The organism is Alcanivorax sp. (assembly GCF_017794965.1).
Taxonomy (GTDB): domain Bacteria; phylum Pseudomonadota; class Gammaproteobacteria; order Pseudomonadales; family Alcanivoracaceae; genus Alcanivorax.
This window is the reverse complement of sequence record NZ_CP051240.1, coordinates 36564-55360: the sequence shown is the minus strand read 5'-3', so window position 1 is coordinate 55360 and position 18797 is coordinate 36564. Positions and strand designations below refer to the sequence as shown.

Below are 18797 nucleotides of genomic sequence, written 5' to 3'. Positions count from 1 at the left end.
CCCGCCCTCTGTTACGCTGATGCACCCAGTCACGTGATGGAGTCACCATGAGCCCGACCTACGGCTTCCAGTTTGATAACAGCTACGCCCGGCTGCCCGAGGCCCTGTTTTCCCTCAGTGCCCCCCAGCCTGTGGCCAAGCCGGACATGGTGCTGTTCAACCACGCCCTGGCCGATGAATTGGGGTTGGACGCAGATGCCCTGGCCCAACAGCCAGACTGGTTCAGCGGCAACACGGAGATTCCCGGCAGCACCCCCCTGGCCCAGGCTTATGCCGGCCACCAGTTCGGTAACCTGACCATGCTCGGGGATGGACGCGCCATCCTGCTGGGTGAGCACCTCACAGAGGATGGCCGCCGGCGGGACATCCAGCTGAAAGGAGGCGGCCGCACCCCGTTTTCCCGCGGCGGCGATGGCCGTGCGGCCCTGGGGCCCATGCTCCGGGAATATGTCATCAGCGAAGCCATGCATGGCCTGGGTATACCCACTTCACGGAGCCTGGCAGTGGTGGCAAACGGGGAGCCGGTCTACCGGGACCAACCGCTGCCCGGCGCCATCCTTACCCGTGTGGCCGCCTCACACCTGCGCGTGGGCACCTTCCAGTACGCCGCCGCCCAGCAAGACCCTGCCCTGATGGACACCCTGATAGACTACACCCTGCACCGCCACTACCCGGACCAGCAGGGCAGCGACAACCCGGCGCTGGCGCTGCTGAACGCAGTAATAGCTGAGCAGATCGCCCTGGTAACCCACTGGATGCGGGTGGGTTTCATCCATGGTGTTCTCAATACAGACAACGTAACCCTCAGCGGTGAAACCATCGACTATGGCCCCTGTGCCTTCATGGATCGTTACGACCAGGACACCGTATTCAGCTCCATTGATCGCCAGAGCCGCTATGCGTTTGGCAACCAGCCGGCAATCACCCAGTGGAACCTGACCCGCTTTGCAGAAACCCTGCTCAGCCGCATGGATGACGATGTAGACCGCGCCATCGAGATGGCCACCGAGCGACTCAAGGGCTGGAGCAGCACCTATGATGCGAGCTGGCTGGCCATGATGCGAAACAAGCTGGGGCTGACAGGCAAGCAGGCAGAAGATGAAAGCCTGATCACGGATCTGCTCTCCCTGATGCAGTTACACAAGGCGGATTACACCAATACTTTTCGCCTGCTGATTGGCGGGCAACAACCGCAGGGCCAGGCTTACAACAATGATGCCTTTGCCAGCTGGCATGCACGCTGGCTGGCGCGCCTGGAACACGAAGGCAACGTTGATGACAGCTGGGCACGGATGCGACAGAACAACCCGGCTATCATTCCCCGCAACCATCAGGTGGAAAAGGCGTTACAGGCCGCAGAAGAAGACGGCGACCTCAGTGTGGTTAACCGTCTGCTGGCCGCACTGAGCGATCCTTACGCGGATCGCGATGCAGAGGACCCTTATGTGCAACCGCCGAAAGAGGATGAGGTGGTGTGCGCCACGTTTTGTGGGACGTGACGATTCCGCAGAGAGGAGTTGAAATGCGTTTCTGGAATCCTTGCCTCGCCTGGGCTCGGATCGCTTGCAGGCTCGCTCCTACAGGTTCTAACAAAGACCTGTGCCAGCTGCGTCTCAGTTCCTCGCTGTCGCTCGGTTCGCACCTCAAGTGGTGCTCCTACAGCGGCTTCGTAGAAATGCAGGAATCCCGGGAACTATTTCGGGTTTGCCTATCCAATCAAGCTCGTAGCTCGTAGCTCGTAGCTCGTAGCTCGTAGCTCGTAGCTCGTAGCTTGTAGCTCTCAGCCCAGCCGCAGGTGGTTATCCCACCAGCCACCGGGCAGGTCCAGCCAGTGGCTGGCTTGCTGGCCATCCCGGTAACCGAAGTAACGGCAACGTCCCTGCCCGGAGGTGACGGCAAAGCCGTCATCCACCACCCCCACACCCGCGCAATCGGCCATGGGCACCTCTATCAGGGTAGCGGCAGTATCCAGATCCCAGACGAAGAAGCGGTTGCCCCTCGGCGCCGTCATGGCCACCTGCCGACGGCGGCTGTGGATGGCAATACTGGCGGTATACTGGTCCATCATGGCCAACTGGGACGCCGCCACCGGAAAGGGTTGATAGGGCTGACCGGGACGCTTCACCGCCAGCAACGGCACCGATTCCCAGGCCTCGCCCTGATATTGCTGGCCAGTGACCACCGTGCCATCGTCCGCCACCGCCAGATGCCGAATACTGCTCTGCTGATGCTGCAGGGTTTCCTTGCTGAGAAGCTCACCCTGCCGATCCATGATCACCAGGCTGGGTGCCATGCTGTCCAGATTGGTTTTTTCGCGGCTGCCTTCGGTGCGAATGCCACCGTTGGCCACCACCAGGGATTCGCCGTCCGGCATCCAGGCCAGCTGGTGCGGCCCCACCCCATGGGTAGGCACTTCGCCTTCATGAATCAACTGCAGGGACTGCCGGTCCAGCCGATAACGTCCCAGCACGCCACGACCCGGCTCGCTCAAATCATTTTCAGTGGCATACAGCCAGTCGCCGCTACCGTGAAAGACCGCATGACCATAAAAATGCCGTTGCGGCTGGCTGTGCACGGTCTGTAACAGGCGACCATCACGCAGATCCACAAGATAACTTTCCCGGGACGGACGTCGGCCCACAAACAGCGCCAGGGGAAGAAACGGGTGGCGAGCCACATCATGGCAGCGCTCCGCCACCGGGGTGGCGAAAGCGCGGGAACCATCCAGGAAGTAGCCGGCACAGTAATGCCGGCCGGCATCATCATTGCGGGCTGACAGCAACAACGGCGACTGACCGCGCCCCTGCCAGAGCGACCAGCCCCCCAGCGCAGCCACCCCGCCCAATGCCGCGCCCATACCCAGAAGATGTCGTCGTGTCAGTGTCATGATCTACCCACCAGCCGACAACCGGCCAAAACCTGTAGGAGCCCAGCTTGCCTGGGCGAATAACGCGTTTCGAGTTTCGAAGAGCAAAGCCCGGGACGGCTGAAGGCGAAAGGTTTGCGCCTTGGATTTTCGCAACTCGAAACTCGTCACTCGCAACTGCTCTTAATCCCCATCATTGGCATTGAAACCAATCTGAATACCCAGATCCCGGGCCAGCTCGGTCTGCTGCAGGTTTTCCAGATGATCGATGGATTCGTACAACACCTTCAGCCGCGGCAGACTGGCCTTGTCCTGCACCATCTCCACCAGCGGGTCCGGCAGACCGGCCAGTTTCTGCGCGGTGTTTTCGTAGGCCGCATCAATGCGGGTCACCAGCTCGGCATCGCCCACCAGCGGCCGTACCCGCTCCCACAACGCCCGCGCGCCGGCCAGGGATTCCTGCAGGTTGCCGATGGAGTGCTGGCTACGCCAGGCTTCCGCCTGCCAGGGCTGCGGCACTCCGTTGTTCAGCCGGCCCATGGGCACGCCCAGTTTCTTCTTGAGCACATCCACCGCGGTGATTTGGGTACGCAGCATACTGGCCAACGCTTCATCGGCACTGGCATAGCGATCATTGGGGAACTGGGTCAGCGCCTTGAGCATGCCCTCCGGGCCTTCCCACATGGCCAGTACAGAGCCGGAAAGCGCCTGCTGATGACGGGCGATACCGGTCAGCAGCGGGCAGTAACGGGCCATGCTGTCCGCCAGCGCCACGGTTTCGTCAAACAGCACGTACTCGAAAGCAGTCAGCCCCTGCACCACCACACTTGCGCTTTCCAGCGCATCCGGGGTCAGGGGGTTGGAGGCATCCAGCAGCGCTTCCACCTGTCGGGCCACCAGGTTGCGCTTGTCCGGCCAGAACTGGACCTGCCAGCTACGGTTGCCTTCTGCCATGGGGCCAACCATTAGCGGCTGCAGGTAGGACCAACTCTGCAAGGCACGATAGAAAGACTGCTCCAGCGCCGGTCGGTCCAGCTCGCCGGCACAGAACCCTTCAGCGGCCACCCGCAAGGCACCGTTGCTGCCGTGCCACTGTTCATGGGCCGGCAACAGTACCTGATTGGCCAGCTGCACGGTGACTTCCTCGCGCGGGTTACTGCACGCGGATACCAGCACCGCCAGCAGGACCAGATAGACTGCACGCATTCGCTTTTCTCCTCTGCCGATCGCCAGATCAGAGTGAATTAAGGAACGCCAACAGCGCAGCACGCTGTTCGGCATCGAAGGTCAAAACCTTGTCACGGGAAGCCGCCGCTTCGCCACCGTGCCAGAGAATGGCTTCCATCAGATTGCGCGCCCGGCCATCGTGGAGAAACTGGGTATGGCCGTTCACCGCTTCAGTGAGACCAATTCCCCACAGCGGCGGGGTTCGCCACTCCTGCCCGTTGGCAAGAAACTCCGGACGGCCATCCGCCAGTCCCGGGCCCACATCATGCAGCAGCAGATCGGTGTAGGGGCGAATGGTCTGGTTGGCCAGCTCCGGTTCCGGGGCGTCGGCGGAGGTGGTGAAAGAAGGCACATGGCAGCCCTGACAGTTGGCTTCATGGAACAGGCTCTTGCCCTTCAGTACCTGGGGATCATCCACATTCCTTCGCGCCGGCACCGCCAGATTGCGGGTGTAGAAAGTCACGTTGTCGAGAATCTCGTCGCTCACCTCCGGGGTTCCCCCGTCCGGCAGGGCAAGGCAATCTTCCTGGCTGGGCGCGCAGGAATCCGTGGGCACCAGATGGCTGGTCAGCCCCATGTCGTTGGCGAAGGCTTCCGCATTCTGCTGACGCAGGCTGGGTTGACCGGCCTTCCAGCCAAAGCGCCCTACCTGCACCGTACCGCTGGCTCGATCCCACACCCGGTTGGCACGGCCACTGATACCGTCACCGTCTGCATCATCCGGGTCTTCGTTGGCCAGCAGATCCTCGTCACTGATCGCCTCAAGAAAACCCAGCCCGATCACCGGCGGTGCGATACGCGCCGAGAACAGCGTGGCCGGGTGCATCTCGCCATAGGCCAGATTACTGAACGTCAGCCGCGGCTTGCGCAATTCCACCTCGTGGCCATCGGCAAAGGTCATCACCAGCGGGGAATACTCCACCCGCACCCGCCCTTCCGGGACGATCCCGGGAATGGCCGCATCCTGGAACTGGCCACCGTAGTTGGGCTCGGCCACCAGACCGCTGCGGGTCAGATCATCGCCCTCGCCGGCAGGCACCGACAGGCGTACCAGCATGGACACTGCCTGCTTGGCCTCCGGGCCCGGCGGATGACCGCGGCCATCCTTGATATGACAGTTCTGACAGGCGTTGGTGTTGAACAACGGTCCCAACCCATCGCGGGCATCGGTGGACGCCGGGGCAATCACCCAGGGGTTGCGGAAGAAGCTGTTGCCGACACTGAAATCCAGACGCCGGGTGGGAGAAAGATTGGCCAGCGGCAGCGAAAAGGCATTCTGGTCCGTTTTGGTCACGGTACCCTCACCCGCGGACAGGTGCTCTCCGGGTTCCGCCTGGGTAAAGGTCGGGCCGGTATCACAACCGACCAGCAAGCCGGCAAGGGAGAGAGACAACAAGGTATAACGCAAGGCAAGTATCCTTCCAGAATGACAAAAGCCACGTGACGGCGGCACCATTTCCCGGCGGCAAGTAAAACGCCGCCTGGATGGGCGGCGTCATCTTACCAGTTAACCAGAATCAATTTCAGAACTGGTGATCAGCCGTGTCAGGATTGAGCGCCTTGATATCCAGAACCAGGGCGGCCTTTTCGATACCCCCGGTCTGCTCCACCAGGGCATTGATGGCACCGTTGATTACAGCCGCGCCCTCGGCATTGCCCGGGGCGATCAGCTGATCAAAGTGTGTACCATTGGCCGCATTGTCCACCAGCACCTGCAGGGCAGCTTCCGATGCCTGCAGCTCCTGCTTGAGCGCCTGGTCCGCCTCCGGGTCATTGGCCATCACCAGATCACTCAACGACGGGCCATTCAGCGTCTCACCATTCACCCGCTGGTATTCGCCCAGATAGATATTGCGAATGCCCTTGCCGTTGTAAAAGTGGGAGAAGTGCGTGTTGTCACTGAAGCAATCATGCTCATCTTCCGGCGAGTGCGCCGCCAGGGCCACCTTCATCCGTTCACCGGCCAGCTCGCCCAGGGACAGGCTGCCCATGCCGAACAGCATCTTGCGCAACCCGTTCCTGGGATCATCCGCTTCCAGTTCGGCGCGGTAGTTGTCTGCCCCCGGTTGCCACTGGGCCACCATGAACTCCAGATCCTCGATCAACAACTCGGTCACCGCCTTGAGGTAAGCCCGGCGACGCTCGTTATGGCCGCCAGTGGCAGTGCCGTCGGTGGCGAAATCCGTCGCAGGGCGCTGCCCGGCACCCGCATCGGTGCCGTTGAGATCCTGCCCCCAGAGGAGAAATTCGATGGCGTGGTAACCGGTGGCCACGTTGACCTCCGAACCGCCCAGTTCATTGAGGCTGGCCAGCAACTCGCCGTTCAGATTGCTCAGGTCCAGGGTCTGCTCACCGATCGTCAGCGACTCGCTGGCAATGATGTTGGCACGGGCGCCCGGGTTGCCCATCACCGCCTGATAGCTGTCATCCACATAATCGATCAGCCCTTCATCCAGAGGCCAGGCATTCACCTGCCCTTCCCATTCGTCCACCACCCGGTTGCCAAACCGGAACACTTCGGTCTGCATGTAGGGAACCCGTGCGACCTTCCAGGCTTCACGGGCGGCAGCCAGGGTCTCGGCAGAGGGATCTGCCAGCAAGGCATCAATGGCCGACTGCAGCGACTTCGCCTGGGCCAACGCATCGCTGTACACCGCCAGGGCCAACTCGCCGTAATGGCTGACCACCTGCCGGGCCTGCGCTTCGTCATAGGGGGCAGCAGGGGCGGCGGGGGGCTCATCACTACAACCGGCAATCCACAGGGAGGACAGCAGCAGCCCTCCGGCAGCAACACGGGTCAACATAGGGTTTCCTCAATTTGATACTCGACAGCAAAGCAGGGCTTCCCGGACAACCGGACTACCCAAAAACACAATAATGCGAATTATTCTCATTATTTTAAAGGGATAACGGCAAAAAAACACCGATTCGGGGCTGTTGTCCGGCAATTCCGGGGGTAAAAAGGGGGATACATCAGGTTTCCATGGTGAACGCAGTTCATATCAGGCCTAGAATGCAGCTCGCAGCAAACGCTGTCGCGGTCCTGTCCGCCCTCACTCTGCGAGACAACCTTATGACTACTGTGCTCCTCATTCTGGTATCTCTGGGCTTTGTGTCCATCGTCATTGAAGACATCGTGCATATCGACAAAGCCAAGACCACCTTGTTTTTCGGATCCTTTGCCTGGCTGTTGTTCTTCATTGCTCCACCCTCACACCTCAGCCATGCCGAGCTGATGGACAGCCTGAATGAAAACCTGCTGGACATCGCCACCCTGTGGCTGTTCCTGATGGCCGCCATGACCTTCGTGGCGTACCTGTCCGGCAAGGGCATCATCGACAACATGGTCAACCGGCTGCTGCCAGCGCGGATCAGTGAACGCAAACTGATGCTGCTCACCGGGCTGTTCGCCTTTCTGTTCTCCTCCATGGCGGACAACATTACCGCCACCTTGGTGTGTATTGCCGTATTGATGAACCTGGACCTGCCGGCCCGGAAAATGATGCGTTATCTGGTGCTGGTGGTGTTCTCGGTGAATGCCGGGGGAACCGCGTTGATTACCGGTGATGTCACCACCCTGATGATTTTCCTGGCTGGCAAGGTGGCCATTCCGGATCTGCTGCTACTCAGCCTTCCCGCGGGCGCTGCGGTGGCCGTACTGGCGGGCCTGCTGTCGCTGGGACTCGATGGCGAACTGCACATCAAGAAACAGGCCCGGGTCATCGACCGGGGTGACAAGGTCATCGCCCTGCTGTTTTTTGCCACCATCCTCGGCACCATTGCCGCCAATGTGGCGTTTGGCATCCCGCCGGTGCTGAGCTTTCTGTTCGGTCTGTCACTGATGTTCATGGTGGTACAATTCATGAACAAGGATGAACCGGTTCTGGAATACATCCGCAAGATCGAATTCGACACCCTGCTGTTTTTCCTTGGCGTATTGTTACTGGTGGGCATGCTCAAGGAACTGGGCATGCTGGCCTACTTCCCGGCACTCTACGAAGTGATGCCCCCGGTAGCCGCCAACTTCGTCGTGGGCATGGCCTCGGCCCTGTTCGACAACGTGCCACTGACCGCCGCCCTGCTCAATTCCGGTATTGAGATGACCCTGCCAGAATGGCTGTCACTGACCTATTCGGTGGGGGTTGGCGGTGCCTTGCTGGTGATTGGTTCCGCCGCCGGCGTGATCGCCATGAGCAAGGTGGAAGCCCTCACATTTGGCTCCTACCTGCGCTACTTCGGCTATCTGCTGGCGGCGTACAGTGTGGGCTTTGTGGCGGTATTGGGCCTGGGGACGTTGCTGTAATAAAAGCTACAAGCTACAAGCTGCAACGCGAGCCCAGACAGTAGATGTTGAAATAACGTGCCGCGGACAAATGCTTTGGCGCGGGCAAAGGCATAGATGATACATAAGACTTTCTCGCGTTGTAGCTTGAAGCTTGCCTCTTAAACCTGAAACGCCGGGTGATAGTGAACTTCCGCATCCGGCCAGGTGCCGTTGAGCAGTAACGCCTGAAAATATTCAGCCGGTACGCCTGCAAGACGCAACAGCGGTGTGGCGACAAAGCCGAAGCGTTCATACCAGGTCGGATCCCCCAGTAGCACGCAGCCGTGGGCACCCTGTTTCTTCAGCGCATCCAGCCCCGCCAGCACCAGCTGGCTGCCAACGCCCTTCCCCTGCCATTCCGGTAGCACCGATACCGGCCCCAGGCCGTACCAGTGGCTGGCACCGCAGGAAAGTGTCACCGGGGAGAAGGCGATGTGCCCCACCAGCTCAGCCTCCAGTTCCGCCACCAGCGAAAGGGAGAGAGCTCCCTCGTTTCGGAGAGCATCCACGATAAAGGGTTCCCGTTGATCGCTGTGGGAAACGTTGGCAAACGCCTCTGCGGTGAGGGCGTGAATGGCCGGGATATCGCCGGGCTGCTCAGTGCGAAGATGGAAGGATGGCATGGAGCACTCCTTTGCGTCAGGCCAGTGCCCAGGGGGCTTGCGGAAAAGCACGGGGGCTTCAAGCGAAGCGCCATCGCCGAAGGTTACAAGTGAAGCGAGGGCCCGGGGCGCCGCCGAAAAAGCGTTTCTGGAATCCTTACCTCGCTGAGGCTCGGATCGCGGTCGAACGACCGTTATTCGCTACGCTCACCCTTCGGGCCGCACTGCGTGCGTTACTCCGCTTCGCTACGTTCCTACAGCGGCTGATCAGGTTCCCAAACCGCCGAACTCAACGATCTGAAAGTCTTTTCCGTTTGTCTCAAAACCCCGGGAACTTTCCCGGCTTTCCCTATCGAATCAAGCGTAGCTTGTAGCTTGTAGCTTGTAGCTTGTAGCTTGTAGCTTGTAGCTTGTAGCTTGTAGCTTGTAGCTTGTAGCTTGTAGCTTGTAGCTTGTAGCTAGTTCGCGCCGTACAGGTCGCTGTCCAGATCCTTTAGATCCTGATCCATCTGCTTCCAGCTGTCGCCGGCATGGGTGCCGTCCAGGTCCGCCAGTTCATGGTATTCATCAATGCGCTGCTGCATGTCGGTGAGGACTTCCTGCAGGGCCAGGCGATGGCGCTCCGCTTCGGTGTTCACATCACCGCTGTCACCCAGCGATTTTTGCTCCAGTTGCAGCAGTTCGTTTTCCAGTTCATCAAGTTTGCTCTTGATGTCGGTGATCATTGTCTTAACGTCTTCCATCATCGCACTCCAGGTTCCGATCAGGATTCAGAGGCTGCCAGGCTCAGGTTGCCGCGATTTGTTTACCGAGGTCAACTCTGGCACCAGTAATGGCGGCCTCCGTCTGACAATCGGTCATGGATCAACAATTTTTCTCACAATTCCACGTATGGTTGATCCATCCACTTTCCGCTACATTCGCAGTTAGCCACCAGAATACGCACAACAGCAGGACAACCATGAAAAAAGCCGTACAGCGGGCAGAATTGCTCAAAGACATGATTCAGGAGGCCGTCGATGATGGCGCCACCACCGTGGAAGACGTGCACCAGCACATCGCCAGCTTGCCATTTGACGCCCTGGAAAAACTGGGGCTGTTTGAAGAGCAGGCCGCTTCCCTGAAAGACAAACAGCGCAAGACCATTGGCATGGTCTACGACACCATTCGCCGCATCAACAACGATATCGGCAGCCTGATATCCGAACAGTTCGCGGCATTGGAAGATGCCGAAGAAGCCAGCAAGAACATGGACAAAGGCAGCGAAGAATAGGACGGCCTGACGCCTGACGTAAAAGGCCCGCCCGGTAACCCGGCGGGTCTTTTGCGTCGGTAAAACACTCGCTATTCCCCCCTGTAGGAGCCCAGCTTGCCTGGGCGATCCGAGCGACAGCGAGGCAAGGATTCCAGAAACGCGTATCGAACCTCAAAATCCAAACCGCTTTCCAGGTTCCATGCTGCTGGTTTCGCCTATCGAAACTCGTTACTCGCAACTCGACGCTTTTCACCTCGCCCTGGCTCGGATCGCCTGCAAGCAGGTTATTCGCTTCGCTGCCCCGCACTCGGTGCGTTACTTCGCTACGCTACGTTCCTACGGACTCTAACGACGACAGGCGCCAACTGCATCTCAGTTCCTCGCTGTCGCTCGGTTCGTCCCCTGGAAGGGAACTCCTACAGCGGCTTCGTAGAATTGCAGAAACTCGGGAACTTTTCCGGGTTTCTCTATCCGACCAAGCGTAGCTTGTAGCTTGTAGCTTGTAGCTTGTAGCTTGTAGCTTGTAGCTTGTAGCTACCAGCTTGAGCCTGCCTGAATATACCAGGCGGTGTCTTCCGGACCACGGGCCACATCGATCCCCATAGTCATGCCATAACGGCGTGCCATCAGGTAACGAAAACCGGCCCCGTAACTATTGGCCACCTCGGCATCCGACAGCTCACTGACACTTTCAGCAGCACGCCCGCCACCGGCAAAGAAATTGAAACGCCAACGCAGTGAGGCTTTCCAGGTGGCTTCTACCTCCGCCAGGGCCACCGACTTGCCCTGGTAGCGCACCGCCGGAATCCCGCGCAAGTCCACATAAGGGGACACATAGGGAGGCAAACGGGCACTGTCGCCGGCATCAATGCCGTCGTACTGCATGCGCAGGGCAAAATTGAAGTGCTCGTTCACGTTCCAGTAATTCAGCCCTTCCAGGGTATAGCTGCCATAGTTCACATCACTGCCAATGCTGTCGCCGTACCAGACATAGTTAGCGGTGTAATACAGTCCGTTCAGCGGCGCCATGGGATTGTCCCGGGAGTCGTATTCCGCCAACACCCCCAACCCGGACGTGCGGATGGTTTCCCCCAGTTGATTATCCAGGAAACGATTCACCGCCGCTTCGAGGCGAGGATTGGGCAACTGGATATCTTCTGCCAGATCCAGTTCGACCTGACGATAGGTTTGTCTCATCCCCACCATCAAGCGACTGCTTCCCAGCCGGAATTTCAATTCCTGAATGACGGCCGGTCCCTTGAGGTTCAATTCAATCGGCTGGTCGATATTACGGCCACCGAAATTATAGAAATCCAGATTCAGGTCTGGCACCAGCGCAAAGCCCCGGTAGCGAATGGTGTCATTGCGCCAGAACCCCATATGCCCCGCTGCCGCCGCCCGGGTACCGTTCTCGGTGGCCGCCAGGCCCAGCATGCTGATGTTGTTGGGGAGGATAGCCGGCGCATTGCCTTCCACCCGCTGCTGCTTCTGCTCCTCACTTTCATGAAAGAACACGCCTACCACACCCAGCCCATTGCCCACGGCGGGCTCGGTGATCACCACGGGGACTGGCATGAAGCTAAAGGGAAGCTCTGACAGAAAACGGCTGGCATCCGGCATGCCGTCTTCCGGGTCGGTCATGTATTCTTCCATGAAGCCCGCCTGCGCCGCCCCCCACAGCCCACAGACCAATACTGCAGCCCCGATTCGCTTCCTTTCCATACCCTCTCCCGGGTTTGTAATCCTGCCCATGCTGAGGTTTGATTACCCCATCGATGACTTATCCTACAAGCGCCATGACCGCACTGCCAAAACTTGTCGCCATTCTGGTTCTATCCACCCTCTTTGCCTCAGGCTGCCAGAGCGCCCCGCCTTACGATCCGCAACAGCGCCCGGAAAGCACCACCCTGGTGAATACCGACTCACCACTGGTGACAGGGCTGCGATCCCGTGAGGCTGCGCATGAAGGGCAGTCCGGCTTCTACCTTCTGCACGATGGCCTGTCCGCATTTCTGGCCCGTATTGCCCTGATCGAAAACGCCCAAACCAGCCTGGACTTGCAGTACTACATCTTCACCCACGATGTGACCGGGCGCATCATCATCAGCCGCCTGCTGAGTGCCGCAGACCGTGGCGTGCGGGTAAGGGTGCTGGTGGATGACATGGGCACACAACTTCACAACCCGTTGGTGGCCCGGCTGGATCAACACCCCAACATCGAAATTCGCGTCTTCAATCCTGTCGCGTCACGCAATGGTGCGGCAAGAAACTGGGAAATTCTCAAGGAGTTCAGCCGCACCAATCACCGCATGCATAACAAGCTGATGGTGGCAGATGGGGTGGCCATCATCACCGGCGGACGTAATCTGGGGGACCTGTATTTTTCCAGCACCAATATCGATTTCCAGGACATCGATATCCTTGCCGTCGGCCCCATCGTACCGCCGGCCAGCGGCAGCTTTGACGAGTACTGGGCCTACCCCGCCAGCGTACCCGTGCACCTGTTGCTCAACGCGGAGGACAGCGACACGGATCTGGCCACCCTGCGGCAAAACCTGAGCGATTTTCTCGAAGAGCAGAAAAACTCGGAGTTTATCAACGCATTACGGACCAGCACTCTGAGTGAGGCAATGAAGGACGGTAACGTGCCCTTCCACTGGGGGAACGCATCACTGTTGGTGGACACTCCCAAGAAAGTCCTGGAACACGCCGACCTGCATGCGTCCTTCTATCTCGGCGCGGATCTGAAAACCATTCTGGAATCCAGCCGTGACCGGGTGAAGATCAGCACCGCCTACTTTGTCCCCGGAGACAAGGGCGTGGCGCTGTTCAACAGCCTGGAAGAACGTGACGTTTCCGTGCAGATTCTCACCAACTCCCTCAGCACCACGGATGTGGCCATTGTCCACAGCGGCTACATGGATTATCGCAAGCCTTTGCTGAAAGGCGGGGTAGAGCTCTGGGAACTGCGCTCCACCGCGGGTCAACACAAGCGCATGCACTGGTTCAAAGGCCGCTCTCGCGCCAGCCTGCACGCCAAGACCATGGTCATTGATGACCGGCTTTCCGTGGTCGGTTCGGTGAACCTGGATGCCCGCTCGATCCTGCAGAACACCGAGATCGCCCTGCTGATCGACAGCCCGGCCATCAACCAGGAACTCAGTGACATTTTCGATCGCTGGGTCGCCGGGGATTCTGCCTGGTCAGTGCGATTTGATGATCAAGGAGATCTGCGCTGGACTGCCGACACCGCGCAGGGCCGGCTGGAAGAAGACCATGACCCGGAAACCTCCGCCTGGTCCCGCTTCAAGATATGGCTGCTGTCCTGGCTGCCCATCGACAGCCAGATATAGCACGCCTGACGCCTGACGCCTGACGCCTGACGCCTGACGCCTGACGCCTGACGCCTGACGCCTGACGCAAAAAGGCCCGCCCGGTAAACCGGGCGGGCCTTTTTGCGTCGAAAGCACTCGCTAGAACCTGCTGTAGGAGCGGTCGTTCGACCGCGATCCGAGCCTAAGCGAGGCAAGGATTCCAGATACGCCTGTCCAAGATAAAAAACCGTGCCAGGCACACGATCTGGGGTTTTGCCTTTCGAAACTCGCTTCTGGTAATTCGTAACTTGATTACCTCGCTGAGGCTCGGATCGCGGTCGAACGGCCGTTATTCCCTACGCTCCCCCCTCCTCCCCGGCACAAAAGGCTTCTACCGCCTCGGGAGTATTCGCCAGGCCCCGGTCCTCAGCCAGCTCCCAGCTACGCACACATTCCTGGATAGTCGGGCACCATTGGTAACCTGCTGAGCCGAGGCACCCGTGACGATCCCGGTCTGCGCCCACCGGTTTCGGCCCACAGCCCGCCAACAACAGCATTGCAACCATCACGACCGCCTTCATCATCCATCTCCTGCTGACATATTGCCCAGTATTACAGAAATCCGCCCCATATCCCCCAACCGACAGACGCATTATCATCCCACCCCTTTCCCGATTAGAATGTCCGGCTCGCCCGGCGGAACCACCCGCCCGGCACCGTGAACACCAATGGACCACCGCCGTCATCATGCACAGGACGCAACCGCGCACACAATCCGCCCTTTCCGGCAGCCGCCTGGTGCAGCTGCTGAGCAGCCTGGACAGCAAGGCCGCCCAGGCCAGCCACGGCGACTTTGCCGAGCGTCTCGGGCGCCTGTTTGACCTGTCCGATGCCATTGCCCTGGACGGTGCCACGCGGGTTGCGCCCAAAGGGCCCTTCAGCCCCGGCGACGATCTGACCGCACAGCTGCAGGAGCACCTGCTGAAGACCCGCCGTGCCCTGCTCGACCACCTGGGCCGAAGCTTCAGCGGCGAAAAAGCCGCCTCGGTAATTGCCCTGCCGCCCCTGCGTGACGACGCCGACCCCGAAAAGCGCCCCAGCTTCGGCGCCTACGAGCGCTTCTATCAGGCCCACCAGCGACAGATGATCGCCGGCCTGAGCAACCTGCGACTGCGCTGCCGTCGCCTGCTGGCCGGTCACAGCGCCTCGCTGGCGCACCTGGCCGAACTGGACGCCGTATTTGAATGCGGCCTGGCCAGCTACGCCCGCCAGGGCTTTGCCGCCCTGACCGGCGTACTTGAACAACGCTACCGCCTGCTCTGGCAGCAGCGCGACCCTTTCCATACCCCCGCCGACTGGCTCCGCCCACAGGGCTGGCTCACCCAGTTTCGACGGGAACTGAAAATGCTGTTACTGGCCGAACTGGATGCCCGACAGGAACCGGTTCTTGGCCTGCTCGCGGCGGCCCGGGAAGCAACCGATGCGGCCCCCGCCGACGCGCATGACACCAATGAGGTAAGCCCCACTCCATGAAACGCTATCTATTTGCTGCGCCCTTTGTGATCGGCGCCATCGCAGTCCTGAGGATCGCCATCACCTTCGTCAGCCAGCCCGTGGCCTTTACCGTGACCGCCATCATTGCCGCGGTCTATGCCCTGGGCTTCGCTGAACTGCTGCGCTTCCGGCGCAATACCGCCGCGCTGGACAAACGCCTGGACGACCTGCCGGACAGCCGCGAAAGTCTGCGCCACTGGCTGCAGAGCCTGCCGGTGCCGCTGCGTCACAGCGTCCAGCGCCGCATTGATGGCCACCCCGCCGCCCTGCCCGGCCCGGTACTGACCCCCTACCTCACCGGCCTGCTGGTGATGCTCGGCCTGCTGGGGACCTTTGTGGGCATGATCGTGACCCTGCAGGGCGCCGCCACCGCCCTGGACGGCAGCAGCGAGCTCACCGCCATCCGCAGCGCCCTGTCCGCCCCCATCGCCGGCCTGAGCCTGGCCTTCGGCACCTCTATCGCCGGGGTAGCTGCCTCCGCCATGCTCGGCCTCACCGCCACCCTGTGCCGCCGCGACCGCATGCTGATCTCGCGCAAGCTGGACACCCTCAGCGACACCACCCTGCATGCCTTCTCTCTGGATCATCAGCGTGAAGCGGCCTATCAGGCCCTGCATCAACAGAGTGAAACCTTCCCGGCCCTGGTGGACGCCCTGCAGGCGCTGGCGACCCGCATGGAAGGCCTGGGTTCTGAACTGCGCGACAGCCTCACCGGCAACCAGCAGCAGTTCCATGAAGCGGTGAACAGCCAGTACCGCCAGCTGGCCAGCGACGTCAGCCAGTCCCTCAAGGACACCCTGGCCGACAGCAGCCGTCTAGCCGTAGAGAACATCCAGCCGCTGATGGAAACCTCCCTGGCCACCCTCAACCAACAGGTGGAAGGTACCCATGCCCGTCTGGCCGAGCTCACCGAGAAGCAGCTCAGCGACCTGACCCGGGAATTCCGCGCTACCACCGAAGCCGCCGCCAACCACTGGCAGCAAGGGCTCGACACCCATCAGCAAACCAGCGCCCGGCTGGTCAGCGATATCAGCACGTCCCTGGCGGAGCACCACGATCGCTTCAAGACCAACAGTGACAGCCTGGTGGAGCAACTGCGTGACAGCCAACAGGGGCTGGCAGAACAAAGCCGCGAGCAACTACAAACGGTGGCCGAGCAGTTCGCGCAAGCCAGCCGCAACGGCCAGCAACACTGGCAGGAGCAACTGGCCGAACAACAGGCCCAGCACGTCCGTCAGCTGCAGGAAGCCCGTGATGCCCAGGCCGCCCTTGCCGAACAGCAGCAAATCCGCCTGAATGCCGCCACCGGCGAATTCAGCCAGGCCATTCAACAGGCCGGCGAACAATGGCAGCAGCACAGCAGCCAGCAACAGCAGAGCAATGAGCAACTGCTGCAGGCCCTGCGCGACACCTTCAGCAGCAACAACCAGCAATTCGAAGCCAGCACCGCCAACCTGCTGGACGGCCAGCGCGAAGGTCTGGATCAACTGGTAGCGGGTATCCGTGGTGAACTGGCCGCCCTGCGTGACGCCGAAGCCGAACGCGCCAGCGCCGCCAGCGATCGACTGGCCGCTCTTGAGGGCACCGTCAGCGAGCACCTGACTCGCCTGGGCTCCGCCCTGGAAGAACCCATGACCCGCCTGATCGAAACCGCCTCGGAAACCCCGAAAGCGGCGGCGGAAGTGATCACCCGCCTGCGCGAGGAAATGACCCGCAGCAGCGAGCGCGACAACGAACTGCTGGAAGAACGTCAGCGCATTACCGAAGAGCTGGATCAGTTGCTCAGCAACCAGCGCGACGCGGCCACCGCCCAGCGCGAGGCCATCGAGACCCTGATCACCCGCGCCAGCGAGACCCTCAGCCAGGTGGGCGACACCTTCACCCAGCAGGTCAGCGAGCAGAGCGAACGCCTCAATGAAGTGGCCGGCGATGTGACCGGCAGCGCTGCCGAAGTGGCCAGCCTCAGTGATTCCTTCACCACCGCCGTGCAGCTGTTCAGCGACAGCAACGACAAGCTGCTGGACAACCTGCAAAAAGTGGAAAGCGCCCTCGACAAGTCCGCCATCCGCGCCGATGAACAGCTGGCCTACTACGTGGAACAGGCTCGCGAAGTGATCGAGCTGAGCATGACCTCCCAGAAAGACGTGATCGACGCCCTGGGTAACCTGTCTGCGGCCGAGGCCAGCTGATGGAAGAGCTTCACGACGACGCCCAGGCCTCACCGGTCTGGGCCATCTTTTCCGACCTGATGGCCGCGCTGGTGGGCATCCTGGTACTGGTGCTGGTGTGGGTCATCGGTATCCAGCTGGAACTCAGTGAGTCGCTGCAACAGGAAAAGGAAAAACGCCTCGCCGAAGAACAGCGCCGCATGGCACTGGAAAAGGCCCTCGCCGATCCACTGGCCAGTGGTCGCGTTACTTTTCGCGATGGCCGCATCGGCATCAGCGGCAGCGTGCTGTTCCAGATCAACTCCGACCAGCTGCAGGACGAAGGCGAAGTGCTGCTCAAGGATCTGGTCAAGCCGCTGCAGCTGTATCTGGACCAGCATGACGAAATGCTCATGGTCAGCGGCTTCACCGATGACCTGCCGATCCAGCGAGGCAACAGCCGCTTTTCAGATAACTGGGGACTGTCCGCCCAGCGCGCCCTCACCGTTACCCGCAGTCTGATCGATCAAGGCATGCCCGCCGACCAGGTGTTCGCTGCCGCATTTGGCCCTCACCAGCCAGTGGTCCCCAATGAGGACAACGCCGCCCGGGCACAAAACCGCCGGGTGGAGCTGACCACCGTGCCGCGTCGTAACACCGACGCCGCTGCAGAGGGTAGCGATGACTGACGCAGTCTCTCTCAGTGATCTGGCAAACCGCATCGACACCCTGCAAGCCCAGGGGGCGGACCGCTTTGATCCTGCGGGCTTCTGTTTCCTGCAACGCCAACAGGAACGGCTGGCGCAGCTGCGCCACACCAGCCCACGCCCCCTGAACCGTCTAGCCGAGGCAGTGCACAGGCTGGAACAGCAACTGGCAACGGCACAACAGCAGGCCGAGCAACACTGGAACCCGGAGCAACAACCGGAACTTACCCCGCTCTACGAACAACACGCCTTCAAGGCATTACTGCGGCAGCTGGCTCCAAATCCGTCACCCTCCCCCCTTGCCGAAGTGCTGACACAGCTGCGCCAGAGTCATAGCGGAGAACACAAACCGGACAACCGCGATCCGCTGCGTGCCATGCTGCAGGAACAGGAAGGCGATCTGTTTGAAGCAGATGCGCTACCGCAACCGGCAAGTGATGCACCAAGAGAACTGAAAGCCCTGAGCCGGGTGCGCGCCGGCCAGCAACAACAACGCAAACGCCGCCGCATCGAAGACGCCCTCACCCACACCCCCCCCGATGCCGGCCCGCTCAATTCCCACCGTCTGGTCACCCACGCCATCAGCGCCCTCAAGGACCTCTCCCCCGCCTATCTGGATCACTTCGTGAATTACGTAGACACCCTCATGGTGCTGGAAAAAGCCGGCAAGAAACGCGGCGGATGATGGAAGCCTGGCGGCGCCTGATGCCTGATGCCTTTTTGCATCGGTACAACACACGCTAGCTAGAACCTGCCGTAGGAGCGGTCGTTCGACCGCGATCCGAGCCTAAGCGAGGTAAG

At 60.7% G+C, this 18797-nt stretch carries 16 protein-coding genes; 8 read left to right on the top strand and 8 right to left on the bottom strand.

Annotated features, from left to right (window positions below; genetic code table 11):
• Positions 1-47 precede the first annotated feature (47 nt).
• A complete protein-coding gene (locus tag HF945_RS00265; RefSeq protein ID WP_290523798.1) occupies positions 48-1499 on the top strand; it encodes a protein adenylyltransferase SelO in 1452 nt (483 codons plus the stop codon).
• A gap of 281 nt (positions 1500-1780) precedes the next feature.
• Here the strand turns inward: HF945_RS00265 and HF945_RS00260 are convergent, their stop codons facing one another.
• The 4 genes from HF945_RS00260 to HF945_RS00245 form a co-directional block, all read right to left on the bottom strand.
• On the bottom strand, positions 1781-2887 hold the full coding sequence (locus HF945_RS00260; RefSeq protein ID WP_290523797.1) for a DUF1513 domain-containing protein: 1107 nt from the start codon (positions 2885-2887) through the stop codon (positions 1781-1783).
• A gap of 162 nt (positions 2888-3049) precedes the next feature.
• Positions 3050-4072, bottom strand: a complete 1023-nt coding sequence (locus HF945_RS00255) for an imelysin family protein (protein ID WP_290523796.1) — start codon at positions 4070-4072, stop codon at positions 3050-3052.
• 28 nt (positions 4073-4100) lie between these two features.
• Complete coding sequence (locus HF945_RS00250) at positions 4101-5501, bottom strand: di-heme oxidoredictase family protein (RefSeq protein WP_290523795.1); 1401 nt, start codon at positions 5499-5501, stop codon at positions 4101-4103.
• A 115-nt stretch (positions 5502-5616) separates the two neighbouring features.
• Entirely contained in the window at positions 5617-6897 is a 1281-nt protein-coding gene (locus tag HF945_RS00245; RefSeq protein WP_290523794.1) for an imelysin family protein, read from the bottom strand.
• A 269-nt stretch (positions 6898-7166) separates the two neighbouring features.
• Between HF945_RS00245 and nhaD the strand changes: the two genes are divergently transcribed.
• Positions 7167-8396, top strand: a complete 1230-nt coding sequence (nhaD, locus tag HF945_RS00240; RefSeq protein WP_290523793.1) for a sodium:proton antiporter NhaD — start codon at positions 7167-7169, stop codon at positions 8394-8396.
• 140 nt (positions 8397-8536) lie between these two features.
• On the opposite strand, the gene HF945_RS00235 is transcribed toward nhaD, so the two are convergent.
• Together HF945_RS00235 and HF945_RS00230 are read right to left on the bottom strand one after the other, a co-directional pair.
• Positions 8537-9040 (bottom strand): N-acetyltransferase, encoded by a 504-nt coding sequence (locus HF945_RS00235; RefSeq protein ID WP_290523792.1) that lies wholly within the window; start codon positions 9038-9040, stop codon positions 8537-8539.
• Between the two features lie 437 nt (positions 9041-9477).
• Positions 9478-9765, bottom strand: a complete 288-nt coding sequence (locus tag HF945_RS00230) for a hypothetical protein (protein WP_290523791.1) — start codon at positions 9763-9765, stop codon at positions 9478-9480.
• 215 nt (positions 9766-9980) lie between these two features.
• Between HF945_RS00230 and HF945_RS00225 the strand changes: the two genes are divergently transcribed.
• On the top strand, positions 9981-10292 hold the full coding sequence (locus tag HF945_RS00225; RefSeq protein WP_290523790.1) for a hypothetical protein: 312 nt from the start codon (positions 9981-9983) through the stop codon (positions 10290-10292).
• 516 nt (positions 10293-10808) lie between these two features.
• On the opposite strand, the gene HF945_RS00220 is transcribed toward HF945_RS00225, so the two are convergent.
• Complete coding sequence (locus HF945_RS00220) at positions 10809-11996, bottom strand: BamA/TamA family outer membrane protein (protein ID WP_290523789.1); 1188 nt, start codon at positions 11994-11996, stop codon at positions 10809-10811.
• A gap of 53 nt (positions 11997-12049) precedes the next feature.
• On the opposite strand from HF945_RS00220, the gene HF945_RS00215 reads away from it, so the two are divergent.
• Positions 12050-13627, top strand: coding sequence for a phospholipase D family protein (locus tag HF945_RS00215; RefSeq protein ID WP_290523788.1), 1578 nt, complete (start codon positions 12050-12052; stop codon positions 13625-13627).
• A 317-nt stretch (positions 13628-13944) separates the two neighbouring features.
• Here the strand turns inward: HF945_RS00215 and HF945_RS00210 are convergent, their stop codons facing one another.
• Positions 13945-14172: a serine protease gene (locus HF945_RS00210; RefSeq protein ID WP_290523787.1), complete on the bottom strand. Its 228-nt coding sequence runs from the start codon at positions 14170-14172 to the stop codon at positions 13945-13947.
• Positions 14173-14335: 163 nt separating this feature from the next.
• On the opposite strand from HF945_RS00210, the gene HF945_RS00205 reads away from it, so the two are divergent.
• Genes HF945_RS00205 through HF945_RS00190 form a run of 4 tightly spaced genes read left to right on the top strand, consistent with a single transcriptional unit; the run spans position 14336 to position 18681 of the window.
• Positions 14336-15121: a DUF3348 family protein gene (locus HF945_RS00205; RefSeq protein WP_290523786.1), complete on the top strand. Its 786-nt coding sequence runs from the start codon at positions 14336-14338 to the stop codon at positions 15119-15121.
• Positions 15118-17331 carry a DUF802 domain-containing protein gene (locus HF945_RS00200; RefSeq protein WP_290523785.1) on the top strand — a complete coding sequence of 738 codons (2214 nt, stop codon included), beginning with the start codon at positions 15118-15120 and terminating at the stop codon, positions 17329-17331. Before HF945_RS00205 ends, HF945_RS00200 begins: the two co-directional genes overlap by 4 nt.
• On the top strand, positions 17331-17978 hold the full coding sequence (locus HF945_RS00195) for an OmpA family protein (protein ID WP_290523784.1): 648 nt from the start codon (positions 17331-17333) through the stop codon (positions 17976-17978). The genes HF945_RS00200 and HF945_RS00195 overlap by 1 nt, the downstream gene beginning before the upstream one ends.
• Positions 17971-18681, top strand: coding sequence for a DUF2894 domain-containing protein (locus HF945_RS00190; protein WP_290523783.1), 711 nt, complete (start codon positions 17971-17973; stop codon positions 18679-18681). Before HF945_RS00195 ends, HF945_RS00190 begins: the two co-directional genes overlap by 8 nt.
• The last annotated feature ends 116 nt before the right edge of the window (positions 18682-18797 follow it).